General features: G+C 70.8%; 9 protein-coding genes. 3 read left to right on the forward strand and 6 right to left on the reverse strand.

Annotation, left to right across the window (positions count from 1 at the left end; genetic code table 11):
* Together nirB and nirD are read left to right on the forward strand one after the other, a co-directional pair.
* On the forward strand, window positions 1–2,564 hold a 2,564-nt coding region (gene nirB, locus WH07_RS28850; RefSeq protein ID WP_046506205.1), incomplete at its 5' end, for a nitrite reductase large subunit NirB.
* Entirely contained in the window at window positions 2,561–3,079 is a 519-nt protein-coding gene (nirD, locus tag WH07_RS38195) for a nitrite reductase small subunit NirD (RefSeq protein WP_079023639.1), read from the forward strand. The genes nirB and nirD, both read left to right, overlap by 4 nt.
* Here nirD and WH07_RS28860 read toward each other — a convergent pair.
* On the reverse strand, window positions 3,069–4,490 hold the full coding sequence (locus WH07_RS28860) for an endo-1,4-beta-xylanase (protein WP_046506207.1): 1,422 nt from the start codon (window positions 4,488–4,490) through the stop codon (window positions 3,069–3,071). The genes nirD and WH07_RS28860 overlap by 11 nt on opposite strands.
* A gap of 321 nt (window positions 4,491–4,811) precedes the next feature.
* Between WH07_RS28860 and WH07_RS28865 the strand changes: the two genes are divergently transcribed.
* Window positions 4,812–5,969: an alkaline phosphatase PhoX gene (locus WH07_RS28865; protein WP_046506209.1), complete on the forward strand. Its 1,158-nt coding sequence runs from the start codon at window positions 4,812–4,814 to the stop codon at window positions 5,967–5,969.
* Here the strand turns inward: WH07_RS28865 and WH07_RS28870 are convergent.
* From WH07_RS28870 to WH07_RS28890, 5 genes are all read right to left on the reverse strand, one after another.
* The gene (locus WH07_RS28870; RefSeq protein WP_107073655.1) at window positions 5,939–6,991 is read right to left on the reverse strand and encodes an ArsR/SmtB family transcription factor; all 1,053 of its coding nucleotides are present in this window, start codon (window positions 6,989–6,991) and stop codon (window positions 5,939–5,941) included. The genes WH07_RS28865 and WH07_RS28870 overlap by 31 nt on opposite strands.
* Before the next feature lie 477 nt (window positions 6,992–7,468).
* Window positions 7,469–10,195: a pyruvate, phosphate dikinase gene (gene ppdK / locus WH07_RS28875; RefSeq protein WP_046506214.1), complete on the reverse strand. Its 2,727-nt coding sequence runs from the start codon at window positions 10,193–10,195 to the stop codon at window positions 7,469–7,471.
* Window positions 10,196–10,536: 341 nt separating this feature from the next.
* A complete protein-coding gene (locus tag WH07_RS28880; RefSeq protein WP_269801396.1) occupies window positions 10,537–11,271 on the reverse strand; it encodes an HAD family hydrolase in 735 nt (244 codons plus the stop codon).
* Entirely contained in the window at window positions 11,268–12,407 is a 1,140-nt protein-coding gene (locus tag WH07_RS28885) for an ABC transporter ATP-binding protein (protein WP_046506216.1), read from the reverse strand. The genes WH07_RS28880 and WH07_RS28885 overlap by 4 nt, the downstream gene beginning before the upstream one ends.
* 6 nt (window positions 12,408–12,413) lie before the next feature.
* A partial coding sequence (locus WH07_RS28890; protein ID WP_046506224.1) for an ABC transporter permease occupies window positions 12,414–13,028 on the reverse strand: 615 nt, incomplete at its 5' end.

Genomic DNA, 13,028 nt, shown 5'->3' on the forward strand with positions numbered 1-13,028 from the left:
TGCCGGGCACTGCCCCCAGGCCCCCGGCCGCCGCCCCGACCATCGTGGTCGTAGGCCACGGCATGGTCGCCCAGCGCTTCCTGGAGGCCCTCGCCGAGCGGGGCGTGACCGACGGAGCCCGGGTGGTGGTCCTCGGCGAGGAGCCCCGGCCCGCCTATGACCGGGTCCGGCTGACCTCGTACTTCTCCGGTCGTACCCCCGATGAACTCAGCCTCGTGGAGCCGGACTTCGTGGCGCGCCACGGTATCGAGCTGCTGCTCGGCGACCCGGCCGTGGCCGTCGACCGCGCCGCGCGCACGGTCACCTCACAGGCCGGACGCACCGTCGCGTACGACACCCTCGTCCTCGCCACCGGCTCGTACCCCTTCGTACCGCCCGTGCCCGGCAAGGACGCCACCGGCTGTTTCGTCTACCGCACCATCGAGGACCTGCTCGCCATCGAGGAGTACGCGCGGAGCGCCCGTACCGGCGCGGTCGTCGGCGGCGGGCTGCTCGGGCTGGAGGCGGCGGGCGCGCTCCAGGGGCTCGGACTCGACACGCACATCGTGGAGTTCGCCCCGCGGCTGATGCCCGTCCAGCTCGACGACGGCGGTGGCGCGGCCCTGCTGCGCACCATCGAGTCCATGGGGCTGGCCGTCCATACGGGCGTGGGCACTCAGGAAGTACTGACGGACGCGAACGGCGCGGTCAGCGGGATGGCGCTGTCGGACGGTTCGGTCGTCGCCACCGATCTGGTGGTCTTCTCGGCCGGCGTACGGCCCAGGGACCAGCTCGCGCGTGAGGCCGGTCTGCGTATCGGCGAGCGCGGCGGGATCGCGGTCGACGAGCAGTGCCGTACCTCCGATCCGGCGGTCTTCGCGATCGGCGAGTGCGCGCTGGCGGCGGACGGCCGGGTGTACGGGCTGGTGGCGCCCGGGTACGAGATGGCCTCGACGGTGGCGCGGGTGCTGGCCGGGGAGACCGGCGAGACCGGGCCCGCCTTCACCGGCGCGGATCAGTCGGCGAAGCTGAAGCTGCTCGGGGTGGATGTGGCGTCGTTCGGCGACGCCCGGGGCGCGGCGGCCGGTTCGCTCGACGTCGTATACGCGGATTCCCGCTCCGGGGTGTACAAGCGGCTGGTGATGGACCCGGACGGCACGCTGCTCGGCGGGATCCTGGTAGGCGACGCCGACGCGTACGGCACGCTCCGCCCGCTCACCGGCTCCGTACCGCCGGTGCCTCCCGAGCGGCTGGTGCTGCCCGCGGGCGCCGGGGCACCGGCGGCGCTCGGTCCGGAGGCACTGCCGGACAGCGCGGTGATCTGTAGCTGCCACAACGTCACCAAGGGTGCGATCAGCGCCTGTTCTGATCTGGCCGAGGTCAAGCGGTGCACCAAGGCCGGGACGGGCTGCGGCAGTTGCGTCAAGGTCATCGGCCGGCTCCTCCCCTCGGCCCCGGGCGCCAAGGGGCTGTGCGGCTGCTTCCCTTACACCCGTAGTGAGTTGTACGAAATCGTCCGCACCCTGCGCGTCACCTCGTACGCCGCACTGCTCGACTCGCACGGCGCGGAGGGGGCGCGCGGCGGGGACGGCTGTGAGATCTGCAAGCCGACGGTCGCCTCGGTCCTCGCCTCGCTCGCCCCCGAGCTGGGGGTGAGCGGCTATGTCCTGGACGGCGAACAGGCCGCGCTTCAGGACACCAACGATCATTTCCTGGCGAATATCCAGCGCAATGGGTCGTACTCGGTCGTGCCCCGGATTCCCGGCGGGGAGATCACCCCGGAGAAACTGATCGTGATCGGCGAGGTGGCCAGGGACTTCGGCCTCTACACCAAGATCACCGGCGGTCAGCGGATCGATCTCTTCGGCGCCCGCGTGGACCAGCTCCCGAACATCTGGGCGCGGCTGGTCGACGCCGGATTCGAGTCGGGACACGCGTACGGGAAGTCGCTGCGGACGGTCAAGTCCTGTGTGGGGCAGACCTGGTGCCGGTACGGCGTGCAGGACTCGGTACGGATGGCCATCGCGCTGGAGCTGCGCTACCGGGGCCTGCGCTCGCCGCACAAGCTCAAGTCGGCGGTGTCGGGGTGCGCGCGGGAGTGCGCGGAGGCGCGCGGCAAGGACTTCGGGGTGATCGCGACGGCGAACGGCTGGAACCTGTACGTCGGCGGCAACGGCGGCACCGATCCGCGTCACGCGGATCTGCTCGCGCAGGATCTGACGGACGACGGTCTGGTGCGGCTGATCGACCGGTTCCTGATGTTCTACATCCGTACGGCGGACCGGCTGGAGCGGACTTCGGCCTGGCTGGAGCGGATCGAGGGGGGCCTGGACCATGTGCGGGACGTGGTGGTCCATGACTCGCTGGGGCTGTGCGCGGAGCTGGAGCGGCTGATGGAGGCGCATGTGGCGGGCTACCGCGACGAATGGGCGGAGACCGTCAACGACCCGGACCGGCTGCGACGGTTCGTCTCCTTCGTCAACGCGCCGGATGTGCCTGACCCGTCCGTGAAGTTCGTACCGGAGCGCGAGCAGGTGAAGCCGGATCTGACGGTCCTCACGCTGGAACCGGTGAACGCGCGATGAGCCGGACCACGGGCGGATCCGCCGCCGTGCCGAACACGAACACGGACTCGTATTCATACACGCGCACAGACTCGGCCCCGAACACGAACGCGTACACGGACGCGGGCACGGACTCCGACCCCACCCTGGAACTCCGGCTCGACGACGGCCAGTGGTTCACCGTCTGCGCGCTGTCGGCCCTCACCCCCGGCCGCGGAGTCGCCGCGCTGCTGCCCGACGGGCGCCAGGCCGCGGTGTTCCTGGACCGGTCGGGACGCCCGTACGCGATCGGCAACCGCGATCCGTTCTCGGGCGCGCATGTCCTGTCCCGGGGTCTGATCGGCACCCACGAGGGCCGGACCTTCGTCGCGTCCCCGCTGCTCAAACAGCGTTTCGACCTGCTGACGGGCCGCTGTCTGGACGACGACGAGGCCGCCGTCCAGACCTATGAGGTACGTGTGCGGGCACGGCGGGCAGCGGCACCCGGGCATGTACCGGTCCCCGCCGCGCCCCGGGCCGGCGCGGTTACGACGTAGCGCAGGCCGCCCCGTTCAGAGTGAAGGCGCTCGGCGCGGTATTGCCGCCGCTCCAGGCGCCGTTGAACCCGAAGTTCGCCGAACCGCCGGCCGGGATCGCCGCGTTGTGAGCGGCGTTCACGGCGGTGGCCTGCGCGCCGGACTGGGTGACGGTCGCGTTCCAGGCCTGGGTCACGCTCTGGCCGGAGGGCCAGGTCCAGCGCAGGGTCCAGCCGTTGAGCGCGGTGGAGCCGGTGTTCCTGACCGTCACATTGGCGGTGAAGCCGGTGTTCCACTGGCTCTGGACGGCATAGCTCACCGCACACCCGGTGGTGGGGCCGGGATCACCCGGGTCGCCCGGGTCACCGGGGTCGCCGCCGTCATCGGTCCAGCCGAGCGCCTCCGCGATCCCGTAGTACGCCGGCTTGGGCCGGAAGGACTCGTCGTACGGAGTGGCCGCGCCCTGGCCGGGAAAGACGTCCGGGATCCAGGAGTCCGAGTCGGTGAAGCCCCAGACGGTCACGCCCGCGCAGCGCGTAACGGCCAGGCAGGCGCTGGTGACGGCGTTGTACTCGGCCTTCTGCTGGGCGAGTTCGGCGTCGGAGGCGGGCAGCGCGATCCGGATGTCCAGCTCGGTGATCGCCACCTCCACCCCGAGGTCGGCGAAGCGCTGGAGGTTGGCCCGGAGGGTGGACGGCACCTGGCCGAGGATGAGATGGCCCTGGAAGCCGACGCCGTCGATCGGCACACCCTGTGCCTTGAGCCGCTGGACCAGGGAGTACATCGCGTTGCTCTTGGGGCCCGTGCCGTCGGTGTTGTAGTCGTTGATGTAGAGCTTGGCGGCGGGGTCGGCGGCGCGGGCGGCCCGGAAGGCGTCGGCGATGTAGGACTCGCCGAGCTGGGTGTAGAACTTGCTGGTCCGCATGGTGCCGTCTTCGTTGAGCGGCTCGTTGACGACGTCCCAGTGGTGGATACGGCCCCGGTATCGGGTGACCTCGGTGGTCACGTGGTCGGTCATGATCGTACGCAGTTCGGTGTTGCTGAAGTTGCCGTTGGCCAGCCAGTTTGGCATCTGGCTGTGCCAGACCAGGGTGTGGCCGCGCACCTGCTGGCCGTTGGCCTCGGCGAAGTCCACCACCCGGTCGGCGCCCGCCCAGTTGAAGGTGCCCCGCGTCGGTTCGACGGAGCCCCACTTCATCTCGTTGGCGGGGGTGATGGAGTCGAACTGGGCCCCGGTGATGGATCCGTACGTACCGCTCAGCTTGGAGCCGGTGACGGCCGTCCCGTAGTAGATGCCCTTCGCCGAGGCGAGGTCGCGCAGGACGGGTTCCGCGGCCTGCGCGGGAGCGGCGAGTCCGACCAGGGCGACGGCGGTCGCGGCCAGTACGGAGATCAGTGACGCGGCCCGGGACGCCGCGGCCCGGGATCCCACCGCTCCGGATCCCGCCCGGGATACTGCTCTTGATAAGATGCTACGTTTCCTCACGATCGTCCCTCTCTCACGTGATTTCGGAAAGTTCACAGAAACTTTCGAGAGCGCTGTTGGGAAGGTAGAGGCGCCATGGGTGTTCGTCAACGGAACCGACACCGGACGGAAACAAACGGTGGCGGGCGGCAGGGGGCGGGGCGGACGGCTCCGTCTCACCAGCCGTTCAGCCATCGGCCACGCAGAGCCCCTAGGCTGCTACGCCGTGCGACCCCGCGCCGTCGGCCGGCGCCGCGGGGCGGTCTCCACACCCCCATGGAGCGACCAGTGGAACGTCGCAGTTTCCTGCGCGGAGCGGTCATCGGCACCTCGGCCGCCGCCCTCGGCGGCACCTTGTGGCGCGGCGCGGCCTACGCCGCCCCGGCCCAGCCGGGAGCGGGCCCCTATGGAGCACTCGGCACGGCGGACGCCAACAACATCCGCCTGCCCGCCGGATTCACCAGCCGGGTCGTCGCCCGGTCGGGACAGCAGGTCCCCGGGACCTCGTACACCTGGCACAGCGCACCGGACGGCGGCGCCTGCTACGCCGACGGCACCGGCTGGATCTATGTCTCCAACTCGGAGATCGACCCCTCGGGCGGCGCGAGCGCGATCCGCTTCTCCTCGACCGGCGCGATCACCGCCGCGTACCGGATCCTCTCCGGCACCCACCAGAACTGCGCGGGCGGCAAGACGCCCTGGAACACCTGGCTCTCCTGCGAGGAGGTGGACCGCGGGTACGTGTACGAGACCGACCCGTGGGGCGCGAAGGCGGCGGTACGGCGGGAGGCCCTCGGCCGCTTCAAGCACGAGGCGGCGGCGGCCGACCCGGTCCGCAGGACCATCTACCTCACCGAGGACACCACCGACGGCTGCTTCTACCGCTTCACCCCCACCACCTGGGGCGATCTGTCGTCGGGCAGGCTGGAGGTGCTGGTCGGCGGTTCGGCCACCAGCGGCCCGGTGAGCTGGGCGACGGTCCCCGACCCGAGCGGCGCCTCGACGGCCACCCGCAATCAGGTGTCCGGCGCAAAGCGCTTCAACGGCGGCGAGGGCTGCTACTACGCGGACAACACCTGCTGGTTCACCACCAAGGGTGACAACCGGGTCTGGCAGTACAACGTGGCCGCGGGGACCATCGAGCTGGCCTACGACGACTCGCTGGTGTCCGGTTCCGCGCCGCTGACCGGGGTCGACAATGTCACCGGCTCCTCGTCCGGCGATCTCTTCGTCGCCGAGGACGGCGGGAACATGGAGATCTGTGTCATCACGCCGAACGACGTGGTGGCGCCGTTCCTGCGGATCGGTGGCCAGTCCGGCTCCGAGATCACCGGACCGGCCTTCTCCCCCGACGGCAAGCGCCTCTACTTCTCCAGCCAGCGGGGCACCAGCGGCAGTTCGTCCGGCGGCATCACCTACGAGGTGACCGGGCCGTTCCGCGCGTAGACCCCGTCCATAGTGGCGCCGCCCCTCAGCAGGGCGGCGCCCAGCGGGGTGAGCGTGTGCAGCACGGCGTTGCCGTGGCGCAGTGTCACGACGAGGCCCGCCTCGCGCAGCACACAGGCGTGCTGGCTGGCCGAGGCGAGCGACACCCCGGTCCTGCGGGCCAGTTCACTGGTGGTCGAGCCGTGCTCGATGGCCCGCAGGACCGCGGACCGGGTGTGCCCCACGAGCCGTCCGAGCGAGGGCCCCGAGCGGTCCGTGACGGCGGGCGGGTCGGCGTGGGTGACCGGGTAGACCAGGACCGGCGGCAGTCCCGGGTCCCGGTGGACGACCGGGGTGCCGCGGCAGAAGAACGACGGCTGGAGCAGCAGTCCCCGTCCGTCCAGGCGCAGTTCGCGGTCGACCGGATAGTCGGCCTCCAGCACCGGGGAGCGCCAGCGGAGCATCGGGGGCAGGGTGGACAGCAGTTCGTCGGCGCCGCCGTCGAGCAGCGCCCGGCCGCGCAGCGCGCGGTCCGCCTCGGTCCTGGCCCGGATGTGCGGCCAGTACGGTTCGATCGCGGCGCGGTGGTACGTACGGAGGGCCTCGACGAGCGCGGGAAGCGGCGGTGTGCCGTCCGGCCACGCGGCCGACGGCTCCATGGGCCGCTTGCCCGGCGGCTGTCCGCGTAACGACCGGGGCGGCCGGGCCCGTTCGACGGCCAGCAGCGCCAGTTCGGCGCGGACCCGCTCGGGCGGGGTGGCGCGTATCGCTTCGAGGCCCGTGTCCATGCCGGGCCGCCCCTCCATCGGCGTCAGGAAATCCGGAAAATAGCCGCGCGGCGGAACGAGCGCGGAGAGCAGAGCCGTTTCGCCTTTCCCGCCTTTCAGCCGGGCTCGGGTTTCCTCACGCCATTCCCCGAAGACAAGTGGCCCCCGTCGATCCCTTATTCGATGAAAGCTGAGAATCGTTTCCCAGAGCGGATCGGGACCGGCGGCCATCCGGACCCCGCCGAGGTCCTTCCCGGTAAAATGAATACGCAGCATCGACACCCCCACCTGTTGCGCCAGCGTTTCCCCCGCACCGAGTATGCATGCCATCACAGGCCGTTACCACGGTGTTTCAGCCACAGTTGAAACGCGTCGCGGCCACCGGGTCCGAGCCGAAAGGCTGTACAGCGTCGGGCAGGAATCCCGGACGGCCGAATAGGCGCGGCGAAGGCCGTGGGGGGCTTTGCGCGCTCGGCGGCGGCCGGCCGGGGCAGCGGCTCCGTGTCCGACTTGTGGAAAGGGAGCGCGGCCGGTGGGTGGGGATCCGCCGGCCGCGCTCCACCGCGTTGGCCCGTAACGCAATTCAATAGCGAGGGCAGAACGAAGGGGCGGGCGCCCCCGCACAGGGCGCCCGCCCCTTCGTCCTCTTCCGGAGCCGCCCGCCGGGCCGGTGAGGGTCGGGATGAACCGGCGGGTACGCTCCGGGGTCCTTGGCGGCGACGGACCTCGCGTGGATTCGGCGTGGATCAGGCGTTACCGCGAGTCACTGCCGGCCGAGGCCGCCGCCGCGCGCCCCGCCTCCAGCCGTGCCACCGGGATACGGAACGGCGAGCAGGAGACATAGTCCAGGCCCACCTCGTGGAAGAAGTGCACCGACTCCGGGTCGCCGCCGTGCTCACCGCAGATGCCCAGTTTCAGCTCCGGCCGGGTGGCGCGGCCCGCCTCCGCCGCGCTCCGTACCAGCGAGCCCACACCGTCCCGGTCGATCGTCTCGAACGGCGACACCCCGAAGATGCCCTTCTCCAGATACGCCGTGAAGAAGCTCGCCTCCACGTCGTCCCGGGAGAAGCCCCAGACGGTCTGGGTGAGGTCGTTCGTACCGAAGGAGAAGAACTCCGCGGCCTCCGCGATCTGTCCCGCGGTCAGCGCCGCGCGCGGCAGCTCGATCATCGTGCCGAGCGCCAGCTTGAGTTCGGTGCCGGTCGCGGCCTCGACCTCGGCGATGACCTGCTGGGCCTCGTCCCTGACGATCTCCAGCTCCTGGACCGTACCGACCAGCGGGATCATGATCTCGGCGCGCGGGTCGCCCTTGGCGTTCCTGCGCTCCGCGGCGGCCTCGGCGATGGCCCGTACCTGCATGGCGAACAGACCGGGGATGACCAGGCCGAGCCGTACCCCGCGCAGCCCGAGCATCGGGTTCTGCTCATGGAGCTTGTGCACGGCCTGGAGGAGACGCAGATCGTTCTCGTTGTGGTCCTTGCGCGCCTCGGCGAGGGCGACCCGTACGGACAGTTCGGTGATGTCGGGCAGGAACTCGTGCAGCGGCGGGTCGAGCAGACGGACCGTCACCGGCAGCCCGTCCATCGCCTCGAACAGCTCGATGAAGTCCCGCTTCTGGAGCGGCAGCAGCGCGCCGAGTGCCGTTTCGCGCTCGTCGTCCGTGTTGGCGAGGATCAGTTTCTCGACCATCTCGCGGCGCTCGCCCAGGAACATGTGCTCCGTACGGCACAGGCCGATGCCCTGGGCGCCGAAGCGGCGGGCGCGCAGGGCGTCCTCGACGTTGTCGGCGTTGGCGCGCACCCGCAGCCTGCGGCGGCGGTCCGCGTACGCCATCATCCGGTGCACGGCCTCGACCAGTTCGTCGGCGTCGTCGGCGCCCGCGTGCATCCGGCCCTCGAAGTACTCGACGACGGGCGACGGTACGACGGGGACCTCACCGCGGTAGACCTTGCCGGTCGAGCCGTCGATGGAGACGACGTCGCCCTCCTCGACGACCGTGCCGTTGACGGTCATCCGGCGTGCCTTGGTGTCGACCTCCAGCTCCTCGGCGCCGCAGACACAGGTCTTGCCCATGCCGCGGGCGACGACGGCGGCGTGCGAGGTCTTGCCGCCGCGTGAGGTCAGGATGCCCTCGGCGGCGATCATTCCGTCCAGGTCGTCGGGGTTGGTCTCGCGGCGGATGAGGATGACCTGCTCGCCGGAGCGCGACCACTTGATGGCGGTGTACGAGTCGAAGACCGCCTTGCCGACCGCCGCGCCCGGTGAGGCGGCGATCCCGCGCCCGAGCAGCTCGCGCTTGGCGTCCTCGTCGAAGCGCGGGAACATGAGCTGGGCGAGCTGGGCGCCGTTGACCCGCTGGAGCGCCTCGGCCTCACCGATCAGCCCCTGGTCGACGAGCTGGGTGGCGATCCGGAAGGCGGCGCCCGCGGTGCGCTTGCCCACCCGGGTCTGGAGCATCCACAACTGGCCGCGCTCGATGGTGAATTCGATGTCGCACAGATCGCGGTAGTGCGTCTCCAGGGTCTCCATGATGCCCATGAGCTGGTCGTACGACTTCTTGTCGATGGTCTCCAGTTCGGCGAGGGCGACGGTGTTGCGGATGCCCGCGACGACATCCTCGCCCTGGGCGTTCTGCAGGTAGTCGCCGTAGACGCCCTGCTGGCCGCTGGCGGGGTCGCGGGTGAAGGCGACGCCCGTGCCGGAGTCGGGGCCGAGGTTGCCGAAGACCATGGAGCAGACGCTGACGGCGGTGCCGAGGTCGCCGGGGATGCGTTCCTGGCGGCGGTAGAGCCGGGCGCGGTCGGTGTTCCAGGACTCGAAGACCGCGCGGATCGCGAGATCCATCTGCTCGCGCGGGTCCTGCGGGAAGTCGCGGCCCGCCTCCCGGGAGACGATCTTCTTGAAGTGCTTGACCAGCTTCTTGAGGTCGCCGACCTCCAAGTCCACGTCGGTGGCGGCCTGTTTGGCCTGCTTGGCCTCCTCCAGCGCCTCTTCGAAGAGCCGGCCGTCGACACCGAGGACGGTCCTGCCGAACATCTGGATGAGCCTGCGGTACGAGTCCCACGCGAAGCGCTCGTCCCCGGCCTGGGCGGCGAGCCCGGCCACCGAGGCGTCGGAGAGCCCGACGTTGAGGACGGTCTCCATCATGCCGGGCATGGAGAACTTGGCACCGGAGCGTACGGAGACCAGCAGCGGGTCGTCGTGCTGGCCGAGCTTCTTGGCCATCTTCTGTTCGAGGGCGTCGAGATGGGCGCTCACCTCGTCGCGCAGGGACGCCGGTTCCTTGCCGCTGTCGAGGTAGATGTTGCAGGCCCGGGTGGTGATGGTGAAGCCCGGCGGGACAGGCAGCCCGAGGTTGGTCATCTCGGCGAGATTGGCACCCTTGCCGCCGAGGAGGTCCTTGAGATCCTTGTTGCCCTCGGTGAAGTCATAGACGAATTTCTCGGCTGAGTCTGAGTGGGGATCATTCTTTTCCGGCACGGGTCTCGACTCCTCGAAGACGCGGTGGCTGCCCTGACGGCGAGGAACATACCCATTTCGAAGGTACCTCGGTACGTCCACTTGCCTGTCATACGGTCTTAACCACCCATCCGCCAGCAGATCGAAAGTGACCCCGGCCGGGCCCATTCTTGATGGCGTCTTCACGCCTCGAAGCGGACATGACCTGCCCATGACGCGCGATGCTCATCTGAGCTAGGACATCGACGTCTGAGTTCAGGAGATGAACACGAAAGGGGTGGCGCGCCGCGCCACCCCTTCCAGAGATGCATGCACTCACAAGTCGCTCATGTGAGCTATACGCCGATCAAACGTGGCGAGAATCACGCCCCTACCGGCTCCGTGATTCCAGGATCCGGACGCTCTCCGGACCCGGCCGCGGTCCCCGTAACCCTGCCGTCACACGCGCCGGGTGTGCAGCCGCTCAGCACCGCGAGATCGACCTCCTCCAGGCTCCGCGCGAAATACCGCCCGGGCGCCGGCTCCACCGGCAGCAGCGACGGCACCACCAGCACCGCGCACCCGGCCGCCTGGGCCGAGGCGGTGCCGTCCGGCGAGTCCTCCACCGCGACACACGCCCCGGGCGGCGCCCCCAACCGCTGGGCCGCCGCCAGATAGGGATCGGGGTGCGGCTTGGTCCGTACGGTGTCGTCGGCCGAGAGCGTGAAGGCGAAGCCGGCATCGGCCAGCGAGCCCGCCACCACCGAGTCCACCACGGCCCGCGGCGAGGCACTGACCAGGGCGAACGGCACCCCGGCGCGCTCCAGCCCGGCCAGCAGCGAACGGGCGCCAGGCCGCAGCGGCGCACCCGCCTCCACCCGCCGGAAGAAGGACCCGGCCAGCTCGGCCGCGACCGTGTCGGCACGGCCGCCGCCCGAGACCCGGACCAGATGAGCGGCCGTATCGGCGACCGCGCGGCCGACGACCTGGGGCGCGTCCGCGGCGGAGAGCCGGTGGCCGAGACCGGCCGCGACCTCCTCCGCCGACTCCCACCACAGCACCTCGGTGTCGACGAGCGTGCCGTCCATGTCGAAGAGGACCGCCGCGGGCGTCCTCACGCGCCCTTGCCAGCGGCCGGAACAGCGGCAGAGGCACCGGCGGAACCGGCGGCGGGCACCACGAGGACCGGGCGCCGCGCGGGCTCCACCCTCGCGCGCACCCCGGGCACCAGCTCACCGGCGTCCCGCGACGGTACGTCCGACTTGACCGAGCCGCCGCCGGGCAGATCGAGCAGGACCCGGGTCACCGCGCCGAAGAAGGACGCCGAGACGACCGTGGCCGTACCCGCAGGATCGGCGGTGGCGGTGATGTTCTCGGGACGGATCAGCACCTCCACCTCGCGGCCGGCCGGGATCTCGCCGTCCACGGGCAGTTCGACGCCCGCGACCGCGACCAGACCGCCGTCGGTGAGACGCCCCGGCAGCCGGTTCATCGCGCCGACGAACTCCGCGACGAAGGCGGTGGCGGGCCGCTCGTACAGCTCGGCGGGCGGCGCGCACTGCTCCAGCCTGCCCGCGTTGAGGACCGCCACCCGGTCGGCCATGGAGAGCGCCTCCTCCTGGTCGTGGGTGACGAAGATGGTGGTGATGCCGAGGGAGAGCTGGAGGCGCCTGATCTCCTCGCGCAGGGTGAGCCGGACCTTGGCGTCGAGCGCCGAGAGCGGCTCGTCGAGCAGCAGGACGCGCGGGCGCAGCGCCAGCGCGCGGGCCAGCGCCACCCGCTGCTGCTGACCGCCGGACATCTGGTGCGGGAAGCGGTCGCCATGGGCGGGCAGGCCGACCAGATCGAGGAGTTCGGCGGCGCGGGCGCGCCGCTCCTCGGCGGACACCTTCCGTACGCGCAGCCCGAAGGCCACGTTGTCGCGCGCGTTGAGGTGCGGGAAGAGGCTGTACGACTGGAAGACCATGCCCGCGTCGCGCCGGTTGGCCGGCACCCGGGTGATGTCCTCACCGTCCACCAGCACCTCGCCCGAGTCAGGGTGCTCGAAGCCGGCGAGGACGCGCAGCGCCGTGGTCTTGCCGCAGCCGGAGGGGCCGAGCAGGGCGAGGAGTTCGCCGGGCTCGGCCGTCAGGTCGAGGCCGTCGAGGGCGACGGTGGGGCCGAAGGCCCGGCGCAGGCCCCGGAATTCGACCCGGGCGCCGCCGGCCGCGGCCGGCTCCGGCCGCTCCGCGGTCGCTGTGGAGGTGGATGACATGGGGGACTACTCCTTGCCGGATACGTTGCCGGAGACGGAAGAGGCCTCGGGGGCCGGAGCGGTGGACGAGGTGGGAGTGGCCGGAGGGGCCGGAGTGGCGGCCGAGGCACGCGCGCCCGCCCGCGACAGAACCAGCAGCAGCACCCAGGTGATCAGCAGGCTGAGCAGGGACACCGCCACCGACATCCGTGCCTCGGCACCCGAGACGGTGACGATCCACACCGCGAAGGGCTGGAAGCCGAGCAGCGAGGCGATGGTGAACTCGCCCAGGACCAGCGCCAGGGTGAGGAAGGAGGCGCCGGCCAGCGCGGAGCGCAGATTGGGCAGGATGACCCGCAGGATCACATACGGCCTGCTCGCACCGCAGTTGCGCGCGGCCTCCACCAGCGTCGGTACGTCGATGGCACGCAGCCCGGCGTCCAGCGAGCGGTAGACGAACGGCAGCGCCAGCACGGTGTAGGCGAGCACCAGCACGATCGGGAACGACTCGTTCTGCACCGCGAGGAACGTCTGGTAGAGCGGAGTGCGGGAGAAGTGCTCTGGTCCCCAGCGCAGCACCGTGGTCACCCCGGTGACCAGCGCGATCGGCGGCACCACCAGCGGCAGCATGCAGACGATCTC

Origin of the sequence: Streptomyces odonnellii, from assembly GCF_000981895.1 — a bacterium.
Classification (GTDB): domain Bacteria; phylum Actinomycetota; class Actinomycetes; order Streptomycetales; family Streptomycetaceae; genus Streptomyces; species Streptomyces odonnellii.